At 67.7% G+C, this 18,514-nt stretch carries 18 protein-coding genes, 3 tRNA genes and 1 pseudogene; 15 read left to right on the top strand and 7 right to left on the bottom strand.

Features of this window, described 5'->3' with window-relative positions; translation table 11 throughout:
* Positions 1-129 precede the first annotated feature (129 nt).
* The 4 genes from LHU95_RS17935 to LHU95_RS17920 all read right to left on the bottom strand — a co-directional run bounded on the left by LHU95_RS17935 (position 130) and on the right by LHU95_RS17920 (position 4,276).
* Positions 130-1,824 carry a GMC oxidoreductase gene (locus LHU95_RS17935; RefSeq protein ID WP_248708315.1) on the bottom strand — a complete coding sequence of 565 codons (1,695 nt, stop codon included), beginning with the start codon at positions 1,822-1,824 and terminating at the stop codon, positions 130-132.
* Positions 1,825-1,840: 16 nt separating this feature from the next.
* A complete protein-coding gene (locus LHU95_RS17930; protein ID WP_248708314.1) occupies positions 1,841-2,497 on the bottom strand; it encodes a glutathione S-transferase family protein in 657 nt (218 codons plus the stop codon).
* 65 nt (positions 2,498-2,562) lie between these two features.
* A complete protein-coding gene (locus LHU95_RS17925) occupies positions 2,563-3,468 on the bottom strand; it encodes a zinc ABC transporter substrate-binding protein (protein ID WP_248708313.1) in 906 nt (301 codons plus the stop codon).
* A 55-nt stretch (positions 3,469-3,523) separates the two neighbouring features.
* Positions 3,524-4,276 carry a hypothetical protein gene (locus LHU95_RS17920; protein WP_248708312.1) on the bottom strand — a complete coding sequence of 251 codons (753 nt, stop codon included), beginning with the start codon at positions 4,274-4,276 and terminating at the stop codon, positions 3,524-3,526.
* 139 nt (positions 4,277-4,415) lie between these two features.
* On the opposite strand from LHU95_RS17920, the gene LHU95_RS17915 reads away from it, so the two are divergent.
* The 9 genes from LHU95_RS17915 to nusG all read left to right on the top strand — a co-directional run bounded on the left by LHU95_RS17915 (position 4,416) and on the right by nusG (position 10,303).
* Positions 4,416-5,228 (top strand): methyltransferase domain-containing protein, encoded by an 813-nt coding sequence (locus LHU95_RS17915; protein ID WP_248708311.1) that lies wholly within the window; start codon positions 4,416-4,418, stop codon positions 5,226-5,228.
* Between the two features lie 126 nt (positions 5,229-5,354).
* A complete protein-coding gene (gene pip, locus LHU95_RS17910; RefSeq protein WP_248708310.1) occupies positions 5,355-6,302 on the top strand; it encodes a prolyl aminopeptidase in 948 nt (315 codons plus the stop codon).
* A 57-nt stretch (positions 6,303-6,359) separates the two neighbouring features.
* Complete coding sequence (locus LHU95_RS17905; protein ID WP_248708309.1) at positions 6,360-7,481, top strand: AMP-binding protein; 1,122 nt, start codon at positions 6,360-6,362, stop codon at positions 7,479-7,481.
* Between the two features lie 120 nt (positions 7,482-7,601).
* A tRNA-Tyr gene (locus LHU95_RS17900) sits at positions 7,602-7,684 on the top strand.
* 137 nt (positions 7,685-7,821) lie between these two features.
* Positions 7,822-7,895: transfer RNA gene (locus tag LHU95_RS17895), tRNA-Gly, on the top strand.
* 85 nt (positions 7,896-7,980) lie between these two features.
* Entirely contained in the window at positions 7,981-9,168 is a 1,188-nt protein-coding gene (gene tuf / locus LHU95_RS17890) for an elongation factor Tu (RefSeq protein WP_248708294.1), read from the top strand.
* A gap of 73 nt (positions 9,169-9,241) precedes the next feature.
* Positions 9,242-9,318, top strand: a tRNA-Trp gene (locus LHU95_RS17885).
* 141 nt (positions 9,319-9,459) lie between these two features.
* A complete protein-coding gene (gene secE / locus LHU95_RS17880; protein WP_248708308.1) occupies positions 9,460-9,651 on the top strand; it encodes a preprotein translocase subunit SecE in 192 nt (63 codons plus the stop codon).
* A 115-nt stretch (positions 9,652-9,766) separates the two neighbouring features.
* Positions 9,767-10,303, top strand: a complete 537-nt coding sequence (gene nusG / locus LHU95_RS17875; RefSeq protein WP_248708307.1) for a transcription termination/antitermination protein NusG — start codon at positions 9,767-9,769, stop codon at positions 10,301-10,303.
* Positions 10,304-10,326: 23 nt separating this feature from the next.
* Here nusG and LHU95_RS17870 read toward each other — a convergent pair whose 3' ends face one another.
* Positions 10,327-11,262 (bottom strand): hypothetical protein, encoded by a 936-nt coding sequence (locus tag LHU95_RS17870; RefSeq protein ID WP_248708306.1) that lies wholly within the window; start codon positions 11,260-11,262, stop codon positions 10,327-10,329.
* On the bottom strand, positions 11,228-12,253 hold the full coding sequence (locus tag LHU95_RS17865) for a leucine-rich repeat domain-containing protein (protein ID WP_248708305.1): 1,026 nt from the start codon (positions 12,251-12,253) through the stop codon (positions 11,228-11,230). Before LHU95_RS17865 ends, LHU95_RS17870 begins: the two co-directional genes overlap by 35 nt.
* Positions 12,254-12,332: 79 nt before the next feature.
* Between LHU95_RS17865 and LHU95_RS17860 the strand changes: the two are divergent.
* Positions 12,333-12,533: pseudogene (locus LHU95_RS17860) on the top strand (KOW motif-containing protein); the annotation flags it as partial.
* Between the two features lie 16 nt (positions 12,534-12,549).
* Here LHU95_RS17860 and LHU95_RS17855 read toward each other — a convergent pair.
* Entirely contained in the window at positions 12,550-13,428 is an 879-nt protein-coding gene (locus tag LHU95_RS17855) for a DMT family transporter (RefSeq protein WP_248708304.1), read from the bottom strand.
* 104 nt (positions 13,429-13,532) lie between these two features.
* Between LHU95_RS17855 and LHU95_RS17850 the strand changes: the two genes are divergently transcribed.
* The 5 genes from LHU95_RS17850 to rplJ all read left to right on the top strand — a co-directional run bounded on the left by LHU95_RS17850 (position 13,533) and on the right by rplJ (position 18,425).
* Entirely contained in the window at positions 13,533-14,258 is a 726-nt protein-coding gene (locus tag LHU95_RS17850; RefSeq protein ID WP_248708303.1) for a transporter substrate-binding domain-containing protein, read from the top strand.
* Positions 14,255-16,186 (top strand): EAL domain-containing protein, encoded by a 1,932-nt coding sequence (locus LHU95_RS17845; RefSeq protein WP_248708302.1) that lies wholly within the window; start codon positions 14,255-14,257, stop codon positions 16,184-16,186. Before LHU95_RS17850 ends, LHU95_RS17845 begins: the two co-directional genes overlap by 4 nt.
* A 170-nt stretch (positions 16,187-16,356) precedes the next feature.
* The gene (rplK, locus tag LHU95_RS17840) at positions 16,357-16,791 is read left to right on the top strand and encodes a 50S ribosomal protein L11 (protein ID WP_248708301.1); all 435 of its coding nucleotides are present in this window, start codon (positions 16,357-16,359) and stop codon (positions 16,789-16,791) included.
* A 2-nt stretch (positions 16,792-16,793) separates the two neighbouring features.
* On the top strand, positions 16,794-17,480 hold the full coding sequence (gene rplA, locus LHU95_RS17835) for a 50S ribosomal protein L1 (protein WP_248708300.1): 687 nt from the start codon (positions 16,794-16,796) through the stop codon (positions 17,478-17,480).
* Between the two features lie 429 nt (positions 17,481-17,909).
* Complete coding sequence (gene rplJ / locus LHU95_RS17830) at positions 17,910-18,425, top strand: 50S ribosomal protein L10 (protein ID WP_248708299.1); 516 nt, start codon at positions 17,910-17,912, stop codon at positions 18,423-18,425.
* Positions 18,426-18,514: the final 89 nt, after the last annotated feature.

The raw sequence follows: 18,514 nt of genomic DNA, 5'->3' as shown, positions 1-18,514 counted from the left end.
AGGCCCCAGTCCTTGACGATCGCCCGGCGAGGTCATCGCCAGCCATGCACCCAACGAATGGGGTCTGGGGCCAATGGCCCCAGCCGCCGGAGGCAAACCAATCTTGCCGTCCGCCATCGCCATCGGGCCTCAGTCGGTGATGCTGGCCGCGATTTTTTCCGCCGTCATCAGCGTCGGGAAATTCGTGTTGGCACAGGGCACCACCGGGAAGATGGAGGCATCCACCACCCGCAGCCCCTCGATGCCGCGCACCCGGCCTTCATGGTCCACCACCGCGCGCGCGTCGTCTTCGGCACCCATCCGGCAGGAGCAGGAGGCATGCCAGACGCCGATCGTGGCCTTGCGGATGAAGCCCTCCAGCGCCGCGTCATCGGTCATCACCTCGTCGAAGCGATAGCCCTCGACCACGAAGCGATCAATGAAGCGGGAGCGGAGGAAGCCCGGCCCATCCATCACCGCGCTGATGACGTTGGTGAGAAAGCGGTTCTTGGCGTTGATGACGCCGAGCTTGCGGACGCGGTCGGTGTAGCTCGCCGGGAAGTGGTCCGTCGTCACCTGACCGAGTTCGCCGCTCATCTGGATGGCGGCCATCATGCGGAAGCCGGTCATCAGGCGCTCCAGGTCCCGCGTGTCGGAGAGGAGGTTGAACTCCACCACCGGTTCGGCGTTCCAGTCGCGTGAGGCGAGGCGCACCTGGCCGGCCTCGGAATAGGTCTTGTTCACCCAGAGCAGCAGGGAGGCGACCTGCTTGCCCACCGCATGCCAGGCGGATTTGCTGACGGCGGCGGCGAACATGTCGCCGGGCGGGATGCCCTCCAGCCCCGAGGAATAGCGCAGCCCCACCAGGATATGCCGCCGCGTGCGCTCATCCACCCGGGCACCACGCCGCAGATAGGAGGAGAGCGAGACGGAGGGGTGGTCCATCAACCCCTGGCCGACGCCGGCCAGGTTGTGCCGCACCTCGATCCCCATCTCGCGCAGATGGGCTGCCGGGCCAATCCCGGCGCGCAGCAGATGGGCCGGGGAATGAATGGCGCCGCAGGAGAGGATGATCTCGCGTCCGCGGAATTCCTGCTCCTGCCCCTTCACCAAAGCCACCACGCCGACGCAGCGGTTCCCCTCGAAGATCAGGGACTTCACCTGGGTTTCGGTCGAGATGGTCAGGTTTTCCCGCGCGCGGGTCGCGCGGTCCAGATAGCCCATCGCCGCCGAGGCGCGCTGTTCGCCCTCGTTGGAGATGGTCATGGGGAAATAGCCGTCCTCAAACACGCCATTCTGGTCGGGCAGGAATTTGAAGCCGGCGGCCTTGAAGCTTTCGGCGGCGGCCTTGGCGTGGTTGTTCCAATCCGAGGGCGGGATGCGGCGCACCGGGATGCGGCCCTCCTTGCCGTGCAGCGGGCCGTCGAAATCGAGGTCGCGCTCCACCTTCCGGAAGAAGGGCAGCACGGCATCCCAGTTCCAGCCGGCCGCACCCCGCGCTTCCCACTCGTCGTAATCCGTGGGGGCGCCGCGATTGGCGAGCTGGCCGTTGATGGAGGAGCCGCCGCCCAGCACCCGCGCCTGCTCATATTTGCGCAAAGGCGGGCGTTCTTCCGGGCGGTTATGCGGGATGACCTGGGTGTGGACTTTCAACTCGGTCCAGTGGAAGCGCGGGTCGAAATAGGCGGTGCCGGGGTAGCTGTCCTTGATTTCGGCGGGTTCCTCTCCTGGTGGCGTGTCAGGCCCCGCCTCGCAGACCAGCACCTTGCGGTGGCTTTGCGCGGAAAGCCGATGCGCCAGGACGGAGCCGGCGGAACCGCCGCCGACGATGATCGTATCCCACATCACGCGGCTTCCCCTCTCAGGCTGCTTCCTTGTCCCGGTCCGCCATCATCTGCTTGAAGGCGGGGCGCGCGTGGCAGGCGGTGAGCCAGGCCTTCACATGCGGCGCCGCCTCGAACAATTCCTTGGCCGGGGCTGCGTAGCGGATCACTTCGGCCAGGTTGATGTCGGCCACGGTGAAGCGCCCCCCCACCACGAAGCCGGTTTGGGCCAGCGCCGCATCCAGCACGGCAAAGGGACCGCGCAGCGCCTCGATCGAGGCCTGGGCCAGCGCGGCATCGCGCTCGGCCGGGGGCTTGGCGACCATGTTGTAGAGGATCTGGATGGTGTGCGGCTCGGCCTCGGTCATCGCCCAGATGGACCAGGCGGTCATCTGCGCATCCTCGCGCAGATCGGCGGGGGCCAGCGGGCCGCCGGCCTTCTTGGCCATGTACAGGTTGATGGCGAGCGATTCCGCCAGCACGAGGCCGTCATCCTCCATGGCCGGGATGCGGCCATTGGGGTTCACCTTCAGGAATTCGGGCGAGCGCGTGTTGATCTGGGCACCCGGCGCCAGCGGATCGGGCAGGCTATAGGCCTGGATCACCGGCACATGGCGGAAGGGCATCCCCGCCTCCAGCGCCAGCCAGATATTGCGCGAGGCGCGTGAGCGATAGACGCCGTAGATGGTCAACATGCGGGTGTTTCCTCCGGAATTGCGCGCAAGCCTTGCATGATCGCGCCCCAAGAGGGAGGGGGGGCTTACCCCTGCATGGCGCTGACCATCAGCCCGACATTGTGCCGCATCATCGCCTCATAGCTCGCCGCCGGGCCATCGGGGCCGGAGAGCGCATCCGCGTAGAGCCGGCCACGCACGCGCACGCCCGCCTCATCGGCCAGGCGGCGCAGCGTGGCGGGGTTGGCCATGTTCTCGATGAAGACGGCGGTGATGTTCTCGGCCCGGATCTGCCGGATCAGGGCGGCCACCTGCTGGGCCGAGGGCTCGGCATTGGTGGCCACACCCTGGGGTGCGCGGAAGCGCACGCCATAGGCCGCGCCGAAATAGGCAAAGGCGTCATGCGTGGTGACGACCACGCGGCGCGCCTCGGGGATGCGGGCGATCTCGGCGCGGACCCAGGTATCCAGGGCCTCCAGCCGCGCCGCATAGGCGGCGGCACGGGCCTGGTATTCGGCGGCACCCGCCGCATCGGCGCGGATCAGCCCGGCCTCGATGTTGCGCAGATAGGCGATGGCCAGGCGCACATCCTGCCAGGCATGCGGGTCCTGGCCGCCGTGATTGTGCCCGGGCGTGGGGGCTGCGCGGCGCAGGGTGATGCCCTCGGTCGCCGTCACGGTCACGCCGGCGAAGCCGGTCGAGGCGATCAGGCGATTGAACCAGGCATCGAAGCCCGCGCCATTGCGCAGCACGAGGCGCGCGCCGCGCACGGCCTCGGCATGGGAGGGGCGCGGCTGGAAGTGATGCGCATCCACGTCGGGGCCGGCGATCACGCGGATGTCCATCCGCTCCCCCGCGGCCTCACGCAGCATGTCACCCAGGATGGAGAAGGATGCGATGGCGACGGGGCGGGGCTGGGCGATCGCCAGGGCCGGGAAAGCGAGGCTGGATAAAGGCGGGGCGGCAAGCGCGAAAAGGGCGCGGCGATGCATGCGGGGCTCTCGATGAGTTATAATATAACCTATCTGGCCCGAAACCCCGCCGCTTTCAACGCCCGAACAGGCGTTTCAGCCAGCCGCGCAGCCCCTCGCCGCGCTTGATGCTTTTCTGATGCGAGACATGCGGCCGGCGGGAAGGGGGCGGCAGGGCGGTGGCGACGCTGTGCCGCCCTGTATCCTGCGCCTCGATCAGCCGGAGTTCGAGCATCAGCACCTGGGCCACGGCCTCGGGCGGGCTTTCGCGCAGCAGGGCATGGGCGGTATCGGCCGCATCATCCCAGGCTTCGGCGCGGCGCAGCGCATCCACCACGCGCACGCGCTGCTCGGCATCGAGGCTGGGGCCGCTGCGCCACAGCGCCACGGCCTCGCGCCGCCAGGCGGCGGCGAGGTCGGTGCGGTTCAGGTCATCGGCGGTCCAGGCGGCGTGCAGCGTGGCCTCGGCCGCCGCGTGCAGCGCCCCGGTTTCCTCCAGCACCAGCGCCCAGGCCAGGAAGCGGCGCGCCAGCGGCGGGTGGGAGGCATCATTCAGCAGGGCGCGGAAATTGGCGGCGCCCACGGCCTGGGCGGCGGCGGGGTGCGCCTGGGTGATGTCGGGCGCGGAATAGCCGCAATGCGGGCATTGCTGCAGCCAGCGCGCCATGGTGCCGCGCACCGGATGGCCCGGCCGCAAATCGAGGTCCGGCGCCTGTTCGGGTGCTGCCGCCCGGAAGGGGACCTGCCGGCTCTCCGTCCCGCAGACGCCGCAGACCACGCCATGCGGCATGGTGGAGGCGGCGCTTGGATGGGGGCGGGGTTGGGCCATGCCGGCAATCTAGAACATCATCCGCCCGAACGGAATCGTTTGGACGGATAAAGATGCGCGCGAACCAAAGGCGGCGTGCTTTGCGTCCACGCGCCCTTCGGCCATAAGGATGCATTCAAGCCCCGATCCAGGATCCTCCATGGTGGATGCCGCCAGCGCCCCGCGCGATTTGCCCAGCGACCTCTCCGAGCGGTTTGAGCTTTGGGCGGCCGGCATCCCCCATGAGCTGAGCTTCTGGACGCATTGGGCCAAGACGCGGGGCGGCGGCTGGCCGGCCGAATTCGCCGAGCGCATGAACCCCGAGACCCCCCTGGTGCCCTGGCTGGCCGATTGGGCGAGCAAGGCCGAACTCACCCATCTGCGTGTGCTGGATGTCGGCGCCGGGCCGGTCACCTCCGTCGGCTATGTGCCGCCCGCCGGCATGACGATGGAACTTGTCGCCACCGATCCGTTGGCCGATGCCTATGCGCGCATCTTCGACGCGCTGGGCCTGGTGCGCCCGGTGCCCACCAGCTTTGCCCCCGCGGAGGAGCTTTCGGCCTTCCTGCCGGCCGAATCCTTCGACATCGTGCATTGCCGCAACGCGCTGGATCACTCCTTCGATCCCATTCGCGGCCTGACGGAAATGCTGCGCGTGGTGAAGCTGGGCGGCCTCGTGATGCTGTATCACAACCCCAATGAGGCGGAGGCCGAGGGCTATACCGGCTTCCACCAGTATAATTTCGATGTGGAGGAGGAGCGCTTCATCATCTGGCGCGGGGCCGCGCGCTGGGATGTGCAGACCGAATTGCCCATCCGCACCCGCATCCGGGCCCGGCGGCGCGGCCATGTCTCGGTGCTGATCGAGAAGCGCAAGGCCTTCCCGCCCGAGCGGGACAGCCGCTTTCGCGAACGCTTCGCGGAAACATCGCGCGCGCTGATGAACCTCACCATCCGCCGCAGCCTGAGATAAGAGCGCCTGGGATAGGCGCGCCTGGGGTGACGCCGCCAGCCGGTTGCGAATGCCTATGGAGCGGGGCCGTAACATCGCCTATCGTCCATGGGACTTGGCCCCCGAAGAACCGGATTCGATAGAAAAATGCCGCGCGGTGACCTGTTCCCCGATATCGCCCCCTTCGAGACGGGCCTTTTGCCGCTCGGCGAGGGCCACGTCATGTATTGGGAGCAGGTGGGCAATCCGCGTGGCCAGCCGGTGCTGTTTCTGCATGGCGGGCCGGGGGCGGGGGCCGGGGCCGTGCATCGCCGCTTCTTCGACCCCGCGCATTGGCGCCTGATCGTCTTCGACCAGCGCGGCGCCGGCCGCTCCCGCCCCTTGGGTGAATTGCGCGCCAACACCACGCCGCACCTGGTTGAGGATATCGAGACGCTGCGCCGCTTCCTCGGCATCGAGAAATGGCTGCTCTTTGGCGGTTCCTGGGGCTCCACGCTCGCTTTGGCCTATGCCCAGGCGCATCCGGAATGCGTGACGGGCTGCGTGCTGCGCGGCGTCTTCCTCGGCCGGGATGACGAGGTGGACTGGTTCCTCTACGGCCTGCGCCGCATCTTCCCCGATGCCTGGGCGGCTTTCGCCGAACACATCCCCGAGGTGGAGCGGCATGACCTGCTGGCCGCCTATCTGAAGCGCCTGACCGACCCCGAGCCGGCGGTGCATCTCCTCGCCGCCCGCGCCTGGAGCCATTACGAGGGCAGCTGCTCCACCCTGCTGCCCAGCCCCGAGACGGTGGCGAGCTTCGCGCAGGACCGCACGGCCCTCGGCCTCGCGCGGATCGAGGCGCATTATTTCGCGAATAAGCTGTTCCTGCGTGAGGGCGGGCTGCTGGCCGGGATGAACGAGATCGCGCAGATTCCGGCCGAGATCATCCAGGGCCGCTACGACATGGTCTGCCCGGCCGAAACCGCCTTCGAACTCGCCGCCCGCTGGGCGCGCGCGCGCCTGACCGTGGTGCCCGATGCCGGGCATTCGGCGCTGGAGCCCGGCATCCGCACGGCGCTGGTGAGCGCGGTGGAGCGCTTCCGGCGGCGTTGATGCTGGCGGGCATCTCCGCCGCCTGCTTGACTTCAGGCCCCAGGGGGAAACCACGCCATGCATGATCTGGCCGAGACCTTGCGCGCGGCGCGCGCCCTGCCCGGATGGGCCGCGCATCTGGGCCCCGATGCCACGCGCCTGCAGGACCTGCCGGTGCTGCGCAAATCCGACCTGCCGGCCATGCAGCGCGCGCAGCCGCCCTTTGCCGGCCTCGCCCCCGGGCCTTCCGGCTTCGCGCGGCTTTTCGCCTCGCCCGGGCCGATCTTCGAGGGCATGGCCGAGCGGCCCGACCCTTGGCGCTTTGCCCCGGCACTGGAGGCGGCGGGCATCGGGCGTGGCGATATCCTGCTGAACTGCTTTGCCTATCACCTGACGCCCGGCGGCTTCATCTTCGATTCGGCGGCGCGCCATCTGGGGGCCGCGGTGATCCCCGCCGGCCCGGGCAACACCGCGGCATTGCTCGATGTGATCCGCGCCTATCGGCCCGGCGCCTATGCCGGCACGCCGGATTTCCTGAAGATCCTGCTGGAAGCGGCGGATGCGGCGGGGCTGGATGCGGGCTGCATCACCCGCGCGGTGGTGACGGGCGCGGCCTTCCCGCCCTCCCTGCGGGAATGGGTCGCGGCGCGCGGCATCCTGGCTATCGAGGCCTATGGCACGGCGGAGCTGGGCCTGATCGCCCATGCCACGGCCGATGGGCAGCCGGGCATGGCGGTGGCGCCCGGCGTGATCCTGGAAATCCTGCGCCCGGGCACGAACGAGGCTCTGCCGGAGGGCGAGGTGGGGGAGGTGGCGGTCACCATCCCCGACCCCGCTCACCCGATTCTGCGCTTCGCGCCGGGCGACATGTCGGCCTTCCTGCCGGGTTCGGGGCGCATCAAGGGCTGGATGGGCCGCGCCGACCAGACCGCCAAGGTGAAGGGCATGTTCATCCGCCCCGAGCAGATCGCCGAAATCGGCCGGCTGCACCCGCAATGCGCCCGGCTGCGCCTGGTGGTGACGCGCGAGGCGGAGATGGATTCCATGTGCCTCCTGGCGGAGGCCACGGATGCGGCGCTGGAGGCCGCACTCACCGCCACGCTCCAGGCGGTCACCAAGCTGCGCGGGCGGGTGGAGTTGCGCCCGCGCGGCAGCCTGCCGGCCGATGGGCGCGTCATCGTGGATGAGCGGCCGGTCTGAGCGCATCGCGCGGCCCATTGCGAGGGCGCTGATTGACAGGCTGCCGCGAAACCGCTTGAACCCGCCCGCTTCCATCGGACGAGCGGACACCCGGTTCTGGGGTGACCCGCCTGGCTGTGCGGAGGGGTGCCCGAGTGGCTAAAGGGGACGGACTGTAAATCCGTTGGCTTGCGCCTACGCTGGTTCGAATCCAGCCCCCTCCATATTCCCCGGTGGCAGCGGGTTTTCGTCGCTTGCGGCGAGGCTCTTGAGCTAAATCCGTCCTGTCCCGGACGAAAGCCGCCCTCGGGCGGCGGATGCCGGGGATCAGCAGGGCGGCAAAGTGTCACACCGCCGCGGCGCGGGTGTAGCTCAATGGTAGAGCACCAGCCTTCCAAGCTGGCTACGGGGGTTCGATTCCCCTCACCCGCTCCACCCCTTCCAGGGTGGGGGTGGTGCTCCCAGGCAGGCTCCCTCGCGCCCTTGCGGCTTCTGGAACGATCATTCTCGGAGCTTTTCAATGGCCAAGGCGAAGTTTGAGCGGAACAAGCCGCACTGCAATATTGGGACGATCGGCCATGTTGATCATGGCAAGACGTCCCTGACGGCGGCGATCACGAAGGTGCTGGCGAAGTCTGGTGGTGCGTCGTTCACGGCGTATGACCAGATTGACAAGGCGCCTGAGGAGCGTGCGCGCGGGATCACGATCTCGACGGCGCATGTGGAGTATGAGACGGCGAACCGCCACTACGCGCATGTGGATTGCCCTGGCCACGCCGACTACGTGAAGAACATGATCACGGGTGCGGCGCAGATGGACGGCGCGATCCTGGTGTGCTCGGCCGCCGATGGCCCGATGCCGCAGACGCGCGAGCACATCCTGCTCGCCCGCCAGGTGGGCGTTCCCGCGCTGGTGGTGTTCCTGAACAAGATGGATCTGGCCGATCCTGATCTGGTCGAGCTGGTGGAGATGGAGCTGCGCGAGCTGCTCTCCTCCTACCAGTTCCCGGGCGATGACATCCCCATCATCAAGGGCTCGGCCGTGGCCGCGCTCGAAGACAAGACGCCCGAGATCGGCGAGAACGCCATTCTTGAGCTGATGGCGGCGGTGGACAGCTACATTCCGCAGCCCGAGCGCGCGATTGACCGCCCCTTCCTGATGCCGGTGGAGGACGTGTTCTCGATCTCCGGCCGCGGCACGGTGGTGACGGGCCGCGTGGAGCGTGGCGTGGTGAAGGTGGGCGAGGAAGTCGAGATCATCGGCCTGAAGGACACCGTGAAGACGGTGGTCACGGGTGTGGAGATGTTCCGCAAGCTGCTGGATAGCGGGCAGGCGGGCGACAATATCGGCGCGCTGCTGCGCGGCACGAAGCGTGAAGACGTGGAGCGCGGCCAGGTTCTGGCGGCTCCGGGTTCGATCAAGCCGCACTCGAAGTTCAAGGCCGAGGCGTATATCCTGACGAAGGAAGAGGGTGGCCGCCACACGCCGTTCTTCACGAATTACCGCCCGCAATTCTACTTCCGGACGACGGATGTGACGGGGATCGTGCAGCTTCCCGAGGGCGTTGAGATGGTGATGCCGGGCGATAATGTCTCGATGGATGTCGAGCTGATTGCGCCGATCGCGATGGATGAGGGGCTGCGCTTCGCCATCCGCGAGGGTGGCCGCACCGTGGGTGCGGGCGTCGTCGCCAGCATCTCGAAGTAAGCGCGTTGACGCGGGCACGGACCTGCGGCAATCAGACGTCGGCGCGGGGTGATGACATCATCCCGCGCCATGCAGGGGCGTAGCTCAATTGGCTAGAGTGCCGGTCTCCAAAACCGGAGGTTGTGGGTTCGAGACCCCCCGCCCCTGCCACTCTTTTTCGACATTCTGCGGCCGGGAGTGGCCACCGAATGGCCTCCCCCCATCCCCGCCAGGTGGTCGGCACGTTGCAAGACGGCCGCTGACATGCTTTCAGGGGGCACCACCCGCGGCACTCATCAGGAAACCGGAATTTTGGCCAAGATCAATCCCGTTCAATTCTCCCGGGAAGTGCGTCAGGAAGTTGCGAAGGTCACTTGGCCCTCGCGGCGTGAGACGCTGATCACGACTGGCCTCGTTCTGGCCCTGTCGTCGCTCGCGGCCGTGTTCTTCCTGGTGGTGGACCAGATCATCCAGCTCGCGATGAGTTGGATCTTCGGGTTCTGACGTCTGATGGGCCGATGGAGCTGGCTCCTGGGTTCCAGGCGCCAGGATCGGGCCGCAGGCTTTTCTGATGTGACCGCGCCCAAGGGTGCTGGATTGTGAAGCGAGGTTCTGGCCGATGGCCGATAAGCGTTGGTATGTCGTGCATGTCTATTCGGGCTTCGAGAAGAAGATCGCCGAGCAGATCCGCGCGCAGGCCGCCCAGTCGGGTCTTGCGGACCGGATCGAGGATATTCTCGTGCCGACCGAGCAGGTGGTCGAAGTGCGGCGCGGCCAGAAAGTGGATGCCGAGCGCAAGTTCTTCCCCGGCTATGTGCTGGTGAAGATGGAAATGACCGACGACACCTGGCACCTGGTGCGCGACACGCCGAAGGTTACGGGCTTCCTCGGCGCGCGCAACAAGCCGCAGCCCATCACCGAGGCCGAGGCGATGCGCATCGTCAACGCCATGGTCGAGGGCGCCGAGAAGCCCCGCCGCCCCGCCGTCCTCTTCGAGGTGGGCGAGCAGGTGCGTGTTTCCGACGGTCCCTTCACGAGCTTCAACGGCACGGTGGAGGAAGTGGACGAGGAGAAGGGGCGCCTCAAGGTCAGCGTCTCGATCTTTGGCCGCTCCACGCCCGTCGAACTCGAATACGGGCAGGTCGAGAAGCTCTGAGCCGCGTCGGGGGCCTTTGACCCCTAGCGAGTATCACCCGGGTCAGGCTGGCGCTTGACCCAGTCGAGAGTGCGGTTCAGCCAGCCGAACCCCTGAAGCTTAGCGAGGCGACGCAATGGCGCCTCCTGCCTCAGGAAAAGGGCGCGTTGCTCGATCAGGCGTGACCTTGCAACATCCCATCCGGCGGCGGCGGCGCGGTCCAGGCCTTCGGTGATCACCGTTTGCACGGCCGAGAAGGCCTTGGTTTTTTCTACCGCCTTCAGCAAACTCCACGAGGTTACCCCCCCAGCAATCATACCAGGCGGCCCTCCGACCGCGGTCCCGATGAGCGGCAGTGAAATTGCTGTTGCGCCGGCACCGAGCGCGATCACGACGTTTCGCGTCATGCTCACACTGGTCGCGGCATCGCGAGGCGTATTCGGGCCTTGGCTGACCTCCAGCGCCGCGTCCCGGATCATTTCACCCACCGCGGGCTCAGAGAGATCAGGGCGGGCAACCAGGGCCTCGCCCAGGGCGAGGCCGGCCTCCCGGACAGCGCCCACATCCTCCGTCGTCATCTGGATCAGCGTCTGGTCGGCCAGCATCTCCGTGCCATCGCGCGAGGCAAGGACGAAGGGCGGATGCAATTGGAGCAACGTCCCCAGCGTCTCATCCTGCAGGGCCGTGAGGTCGGGCACATCGGCGCGTCCGGCCTCCAGCGCAGCGCGGGTGGCGCGCTCCGCGTTTTCTAACTGGATTCCCGCAGCAAAGAGACGCGCGAAGTCGACCTCCGTAAGGGGCTGATCCACCAGAGCCTGATACCGCTCCGCTGCCCGCTCTAGTCGTTCATTGCGCTGATTGGCCGGTTGGCCGCGCAGCGCCGCCAGGAGTTCTATGGCAGCTTCGCGAACGGCCGGATGAAGGGCTTCCAGCCTCGCGCGGTTGTTACCCGCAGTATCTAGCTCTCGCGGCGTGGCCATCGCGAGCCGACCATCGCGTGCGAGAACGACCACCGGGCCGGCGCCTGAGGTCGGCGAGCGGCGCTAGGTCGGCGACTTGCGTTCGAGAGCAGTCGAGGTGTTGGAGTTGAGCCAGGCCGGCAATCGGCGCAAAGTCGGCGACTTGGGTCCGGGAGCAGTCGAGATGTTGGAGGTTGGTGAGGCCGGCAATCGGCGCAAGGTCGGCGACTTGGGTCCAGGAGAAGTCGAGATGTTGGAGGTTGGTGAGGCCGGCGATGGGCGCAAGGTCGGTGACTTGGGTCCCCCAGCAGCTGAGGCGTTGGAGGTTGGTGAGGCCGCCGATCGGCGTGAGGTCGGCGACTAGAGTCTGGGAGCAGAAGAGGTGTTGGAGGTTTGTGAGGTCGGCGACTTGGGTCCCCCAGCAGTAAAGGTTTTGTAGGTCGGTGAGGCCGCCGACCGGCGCGAGGTCGGCGACTAGGGTCTGGGAGCAGTAGAGGTATTTTAAGCTGCTTAGGCCGGCGATCGATGCGAGGTCGGTGACTTGGGTTTTCCAGCAGCTGAGGTGTCGGAGGCTATATAGGCCGGCGATCGGCGCGAGGTCGGTGACTTGGGTCTGGGAGAAGTCGAGGTTTTGGAGGTTTGTGAGGCCGGCAATCGGCGTGAGGTCGGCGACACGCGTGCGGGAACAGTCGAGGTATTGCAGGTTGGTGAGGCTGGCGATCGGCGCGAGGTCGGCGACCTGGGTCCGGGAGCACTCGAGGTGTTGGAGGTTAGTGAGGCTGGCGATCGGCGCGAGGTTTGCCAGCTGGTTTGGTCCTAGCACCGGACGGTCCGAAGGAGCCGAATGCCAGGGTTGACGGGCAAGCCGCAACTCCCGAAGCCACGTAAGCTCGCCAATCTCCGGCGGCAGCACTGAGAGGCCCAACTCGGCGAGGTCGAGCACGCCGGCTTTCTGGTGCGCTTCCTCGGCGATAAGTTGCCTTGCGATCTTCAGGCCTTCAGAATTTGGCATGCTTGAAGGTTACCACTGCGAGGGCGTGTTTCCCAGCTTCGTGCCACCTGACGCGAAGGCTTGGGGCTGGCCTGTCAGCGACGGCGCCGAGAAGCCCCGCCGCCCCGCCGTCCTCTTTGAGGTGGGCGAGCAGGTGCGTGTCTCCGACGGCCCCCTCACCAGCTTCAATGGCACGGTGGAAGAGGTGGACGAGGAAAAGGGCCGCCTGACGGTCAGCGTCTCGATCTTCGGCCGTTCCACGCCCGTCGAAATCGAATACGGCCAGGTCGAGAAGCTCTGAACCGCGTCGGGTGGGGCTATCTGCCCCGCCCGCCGGTCTGGCTCCAGCCGATATAGAGCCCGGCCGCCGCGATGATGGCCGCACCCACCCAGGTCAGCGCGTCGGGGAATTCGCTGAACAGCAGCCAGCCCACCGCGACCGAGCCGAGCAGCTGGAAATACTGGAAGGGCGAGAGCACATTGGCCGGCGCATAGCCGAAGGCCCGTGCCACGCAGTAATGCCCCAGCGCGCCCAGGATGGCGACGCCGCAGAACAGCCCCACATCCCCCAATGAAGCCGGCGCGGTCCAGACGAAGGGCAGCACCAGGAACATCCCGAAGCCGCCGACAAAGGCCGAATAAAGGGCCGAGGTCTCGGCCGGATCAATGCCCGCGATTCGCCGCGTCAGGATCTGATAGACGCCATAGGCGGTGGCGCTGATCAACACGAAGATCGAGGCCCAGTTGAACAGCGCGGTCCCCGGCCGGATCACCACCAGCACACCCAGGAAGCCGATCAGCAGGGCCACCACGCGCCCGCGCGTCGTCCGCTCGCCCAGCATCGGCCAGGCGAGGAGGGCGACGATGAGCGGCGCGGCCAGGCTGATCGCCGCCGCCTTGGCCAGCGGAATGAAGCTGATCGCGTAGAAGAAGTTCAGGTTGGAGGTGAACAGCATGGCCGAGCGGAACAGCTGCAAGCCCGGCCGGCGCGTGCGGAACAGCGCCAGCCCCATGCGCGGCATGAACAGCGCCGAGAGAAACAGGATATGCCCGAAGGCCCGTGCCCAGCTGATCTGAAGGGAGGAGTAGTCCTGACCCAGCAGCTTGGCGAAGCCGCCCATGACGGGAAACAGCAGACCCGCGGTCAGCATGAACAGGATGCCGAGCAGAAAGCGCGGCGGGGCGGTGGAAGACACGGGGGCCAGGATGCTGCCGGGCGAAGCGCGCGTCCAGCCATGTCAACGCGGCATTAACCTGCGCCGGTGTTCCCTGCCGCCCTCATATCCTGCAGGAACATCCCATGCGGCGCCGCGCGCTGATCGCCCCACCGGTGTTGTTGGCGGCCCCCCTGGTCCTGGCGCGGCCCGCGCAGGCCCGTGGCGCGATCGAGCTGGTGACGGCCGATCACCGCCCCTATGCCATCGCGGAAGGGCCAGAGCCCGGCTTCGTGCTGACCCTGGTGGCGGAGATGTTCCGAATGATCGGCCTGCAGGTGGTGTTCCGCTTCCTGCCCTGGCCCGAAGCCGAGGCGCGTGCGGCGTCGCTGACTGGCCGCGCCATCGCCCCGCTGCCCCGGACCCCCGCGCGGGAAGCGCGCTTCCGCTGGGCCGTTGCGCTGTTTGACGACCCCAGCGGCTTCGCCAGCCTGCAACAGCGCCCCCCCGATACCCTGGCCGAAGCGCAGACACTGCCGCGCATCGCCGTGCTGGAGGGCAGCTGGCATGAGGGGTTCCTGCGGGAGCGGGGCCTGGCCAATCTTGTGCCGATGCCGGGCTGGCCCGAGGCCCTGGCCGCGATGCGCGGCCATTCGGTCTCCGCCTGGTTTGGCGCATTGCCGCTGCTGCGCAGTCATCTGGGCCGCGTCGCCCAGCTTGGCCGCCCGGTTGTCGCCCAACCCGCCTGGCTCGCGCTGAACCCCGCCACGCTGGACATCCCGCTGGTCGCCCTCAGCGAGGCCCATGCCGCGCTGGAGGCGGATGGCAGCCTGAGCCAGATGCTGCGGCCCTTCCTGGGGGCTGCCGCATGAAGACGCGGCGTCGCAGCGCCCTGGATGCGCGCTTTGCCATCATCGCCGCCATCTGCCTCGTCCTGGCGGAGCTGGTGGGCTCGCATTTCGTCACCCAATGGGTGCTGCGGCGGGAATTGCTGCGCGCGCATGACGCGGCGACCGCGCAGACCGAGCTGATGACGGCGATGGCCGCCCCCGGCCTGCGCTTCAATCGCGGTGCCAGCCTCGAAGCGGCACTCTTGCCGATCACCGCGCGCAACCCCGCCCTGATGGCCGCGCGATTCGAGCGGGCGGATGGGCTGGTGGTGCATGACTGGGCGCGAACGGATTTCCCATTGGCCGGCGCCTGGTGGCAGCGGGGCACCACCGCCCATGATGCCGATGTCATCGTGATCTCGCGGGCGGCGATGGGGGCGGATGGTGCCGTGGTGGGCCGGGTCAGCATCGCCTGGGACCAGCGGCCCATCTTCGCCGAGGCGACGACGCAGTTCCGCACGGTGGGCGCCATCTCGGTGCTGGTGAGCCTGGCGTTTGGCGGGCTCGGGCTGCTGCTGCTGCGCCGCCGCCTGCGCCGCTTCCGCCAGGCCGAGGAAGCCACGCGGGACCTCGCCATGCGGGACCCGCTGACCGGCATCCTCAACCGCCGCGGCCTGACCGAAGCCCAGGAGAGCGAGGAATTCGCCGAGGCCTGGGCCTCGGGCGCGCCGATCATGCTGGCATTGGCCGATCTGGATGGGTTCAAGCCGGTGAATGACACCTATGGCCATGCGGCGGGTGATGAATTGCTGAAGCAGATCGCGCATCGGCTGGATTGCGAGGTGGCGCGCCAGGGCATCGCCGCCCGCCTGGGAGGCGATGAATTCGCGCTGATGCTGCTGCTTGATCCGGCCGATCCCTATGCCGCGGCCGAGGATGCGGCCAAGCGCCTGATGGGCGTGGTGCGCGTGCCCTTCACCCTGCACCCCGATGGCAGCGGGGCCGGGGGAGGGAGCGTGCAGGTGCGCGTCGGCCTCAGCCTGGGCATCGCGCTGACGCCCGATGATGCCGAGGATGCGGCGGAGCTGATGCGCCGTGCCGATTCCGCCCTCTACCGCGCCAAGGCCGAAGGGCGCGGCCGCTTCCGCCGCTTCACGCCTGAGATGGACCCGCGCCTGGGCAAGCGGCGCGGCGCGATGCGCCTGGAGGCGGAACTGCGCGAGGCCCTCACCCAGGATGTTCTGACCTGCCATTACCAGCCGATCCGGCAACTGGCCTCGGGCCAGCTGCTCGGCTTCGAGGCACTGGCGCGCTGGCCGCATCCGACGCGCGGTTTTGTCTCGCCCAGCGAGTTCATCCCCATCGCGGAGGCCAATGGGCTGATCGTGCCGCTGACCGACCTGCTGCTGCGCCGGGCCTGCCGCGACGCCGCCGCCTGGCCGGAGCCGCTGACCCTCTCGTTCAACCTCTCGCCGTTGCATCTGGCCGAGGCGGACCTGCCGCGCCAGGTGGCGCAGATCCTGGCCGAGGCCGGGCTGCCACCCGGGCGGCTGCAGCTGGAGCTGACCGAGGGCGCCTTGCTGGGCGATCTGCGCAGCGGCCATGCCATGCTCTCGGAGCTGAAGGCGCTGGGCGTGCGCCTCGCCCTGGATGATTTCGGCACTGGGCATTCCGGCCTGCGCGAATTGCAGGCGCTGCCCTTCGACGTGATCAAGGTGGATAACGGCTTCGTGCGGGCCATGGCCTCGGATGCGGGGGCGCGCAAGATCGTTGCCGCCATCATCGGCCTGGGGGAAAGCCTGGGCCTGCCGGTGGTGGCGGAGGGGATCGAGGAACAGCTGGATGTGGATTTCCTGACCCGTCTGGGATGCGATATGGGGCAGGGATGGCTGCTCGGCCGGCCGATGCCGGCTGAGCAGGCGCAGGCGCTGATGCCGCTCCGGGCCGACCCACGGCGCGCGGCCGCGTAGGATTTTCGACATGGGGGGCTGGACAGGCTTCGGCCAGCGCTCTACACGCCCGCCTTCCGGTGGGGGGCATGCGCCCTCCGGCCGCAGGGAAACGCGGGAGGTCCGAGGCATGATCTGCTTTGGGGCCGCCAGGACCGCGGGTCTCTCCATTTTGAGAGGACTGAGTATTCATGGCTAAGAAGATTGCCGGCTATATCAAGCTGCAGGTGCCCGCGGGCAAGGCGAACCCCTCGCCGCCGATCGGCCCGGCGCTGGGTCAGCGCGGCTTGAACATCATGCAATTCGTCAAGGAATTCAACGCGGCGACGCAGCAGATGGAGCCCGGCACGCCGACGCCGGTCGTCATCACGGCGTATACCGATCGCAGCTTTTCCTTCATCACCAAGACCCCGCCCAACACCTATTTCCTGATGAAGGCCGCCAAGATCGAGAAGGGCAGCCTGACGCCGGGCAAGGGCGCCATGGTGGGCCGCGTGACGAAGACGCAGCTGGCCGAGATCGCCAAGGTGAAGATGAAGGACATGAACTGCACCGACGTCGAGAGCGCGGTGCGCATGCTGGTCGGGTCCGCCCGTTCCATGGGCATGACCGTGGTGGAGGGCTGAACATGACCAAGCGCATGAAGGCCCTTGCGGCCACCGTCGTGGCCGACAAGGCCTATCCGCTGAATGAGGCGATTTCGCTGGTGAAGACCAATGCGAAGGCCAAGTTCGACGAGACCATCGAAATCTCGATGAACCTCGGCATTGATCCCCGCCACGCCGACCAGATGGTCCGTGGCGTGGTCGGCCTGCCGAACGGCACGGGCAAGACGGTTCGCGTCGGCGTGTTCGCCCGCGGCCCGAAGGCCGATGAGGCCCGCGCGGCCGGCGCCGATGTGGTGGGCGCCGATGACCTCGCCGCCCTGGTGCAGGAAGGCAAGATCGACTTCGACCGCTGCATCGCGACGCCGGACATGATGGCCCTCGTGGGTCGCCTCGGTAAGGTGCTGGGCCCGCGCGGCCTGATGCCGAACCCGAAGCTCGGCACCGTGACCATGGATGTGAAGGGTGCCGTCACCGCCGCCAAGGCCGGCCAGGTGGAGTTTCGCGCCGAGAAGGCCGGCATCATCCATGCCGGCATCGGCAAGGCCAGCTTCGGCCAGGAAGAATTGCTGGCCAATGCCCGCGCCTTCGTGGACGCCATCCAGAAGTCCCGCCCGACCGGCGCGAAGGGGACCTTCGTGAAGAAGGTCGCCGTCTCGTCCACCATGGGCGTGGGCGTGAGCGTGGATGTGTCCAGCCTGCAGGGCTGAACGCCGATAGGCCACCCGATCAGCCCCGCGCAGCGGGGAAGCTGACCGGGCAACCCCGATCAGCCCCGCGTAGCGGGAAAGCTGAACGGGCACCCCGACCAGCCCCGCGTAGCGGGAAAGCTGACCGGAAAGAGTACCAAATTCGCCCCGGTGTGAGCCGGGGCGCGCAGGTGGCGGGCCTTCGGGGCCGCCGCCGCAACCTGTCGGAGATTGCAGGCGTCGCGGCTTTGGTTGCGACTTAATGGGTGTTCCCACCCGCCAGCATGAGACGGGGAACCGAGATTTTCCCGCCCGGGCCAAGGCCCGGGTCGGAATGGCTTGGCTTTCCGGCAACGACAGGCGAACGGGGCAGGGGGATGGTCCCCTTGCCCCCGTGTGAACCGGTCGAAGCCCTTCCACAAGGTTTCGGCCACCGACGGAGACGTGACGTTGGACCGTACGGAAAAGCGCGCCTTCGTTGACACGATGGCCTCGGTCTTCGCTCAGACTTCCTTCGTGCTCGTGGCCCAGAACAAGGGTCTCACGGTCGCGGCGGTGGATGATCTGCGGCGCAAGATGAAGGCTGCCGGGGCAACGTATAAGGTTGCGAAGAACCGACTGGCCACTCGCGCCCTCGACGGCACCCGCTTCCAGGGCATTTCACCGCTGCTGAAGGGACCGACCGCGCTGGCGTGGTCGGTGGATCCTGTGGCCGTGGCGAAGACCGCCGTGGAGTTCGCCAAGGGGAACGACAAGTTCGTGATCCTGGGCGGGGCGCTTGGCACCCAGAACCTGAACGTCGATGGCGTGAAGGCCCTGGCTGAGCTTCCCTCGCTCGATACGCTGCGCGCCTCGTTGGTGGGTCTGATCCAGACCCCCGCGACGCGCATTGCCGGGGTGGTTCAAGCCCCCGCAGGGCAGCTGGCACGGGTGCTGAAGGCATATGCGGATAAGGAAGCGGCGTGAGGTTGGCGCTGACGGGTTTCGGCCCGGAAGCGAAAACCGCCATGCCCTTCGTGCCGTATAGGGTTAGCGATTGCCTTCCCTGATCAATA

The sequence above is a fragment of the Sediminicoccus sp. KRV36 genome, assembly GCF_023243115.1.
Lineage (GTDB): Bacteria > Pseudomonadota > Alphaproteobacteria > Acetobacterales > Acetobacteraceae > Roseococcus.
Note: the sequence above shows the minus strand (reverse complement) of the source record. Positions and strands in the feature narration are given on the sequence as shown.

Excerpts from the sequence above, each read along its gene's own strand:
- LHU95_RS17935 (WP_248708315.1), bottom strand. The coding sequence starts at position 1,824 with ATGTGGGATACGATCATCGTCGGCGGCGGTTCCGCCGGCTCCGTCCTG.
- LHU95_RS17930 (WP_248708314.1), bottom strand. The coding sequence starts at position 2,497 with ATGTTGACCATCTACGGCGTCTATCGCTCACGCGCCTCGCGCAATATC.
- LHU95_RS17925 (WP_248708313.1), bottom strand. The coding sequence starts at position 3,468 with ATGCATCGCCGCGCCCTTTTCGCGCTTGCCGCCCCGCCTTTATCCAGC.
- LHU95_RS17920 (WP_248708312.1), bottom strand. The coding sequence starts at position 4,276 with ATGGCCCAACCCCGCCCCCATCCAAGCGCCGCCTCCACCATGCCGCAT.
- LHU95_RS17915 (WP_248708311.1), top strand. The coding sequence starts at position 4,416 with ATGGTGGATGCCGCCAGCGCCCCGCGCGATTTGCCCAGCGACCTCTCC.
- pip (WP_248708310.1), top strand. The coding sequence starts at position 5,355 with ATGCCGCGCGGTGACCTGTTCCCCGATATCGCCCCCTTCGAGACGGGC.
- LHU95_RS17905 (WP_248708309.1), top strand. The coding sequence starts at position 6,360 with ATGCATGATCTGGCCGAGACCTTGCGCGCGGCGCGCGCCCTGCCCGGA.
- tuf (WP_248708294.1), top strand. The coding sequence starts at position 7,981 with ATGGCCAAGGCGAAGTTTGAGCGGAACAAGCCGCACTGCAATATTGGG.
- nusG (WP_248708307.1), top strand. The coding sequence starts at position 9,767 with ATGGCCGATAAGCGTTGGTATGTCGTGCATGTCTATTCGGGCTTCGAG.
- LHU95_RS17870 (WP_248708306.1), bottom strand. The coding sequence starts at position 11,262 with ATGGCCACGCCGCGAGAGCTAGATACTGCGGGTAACAACCGCGCGAGG.
- LHU95_RS17865 (WP_248708305.1), bottom strand. The coding sequence starts at position 12,253 with ATGCCAAATTCTGAAGGCCTGAAGATCGCAAGGCAACTTATCGCCGAG.
- LHU95_RS17850 (WP_248708303.1), top strand. The coding sequence starts at position 13,533 with ATGCGGCGCCGCGCGCTGATCGCCCCACCGGTGTTGTTGGCGGCCCCC.
- LHU95_RS17845 (WP_248708302.1), top strand. The coding sequence starts at position 14,255 with ATGAAGACGCGGCGTCGCAGCGCCCTGGATGCGCGCTTTGCCATCATC.
- rplK (WP_248708301.1), top strand. The coding sequence starts at position 16,357 with ATGGCTAAGAAGATTGCCGGCTATATCAAGCTGCAGGTGCCCGCGGGC.
- rplA (WP_248708300.1), top strand. The coding sequence starts at position 16,794 with ATGACCAAGCGCATGAAGGCCCTTGCGGCCACCGTCGTGGCCGACAAG.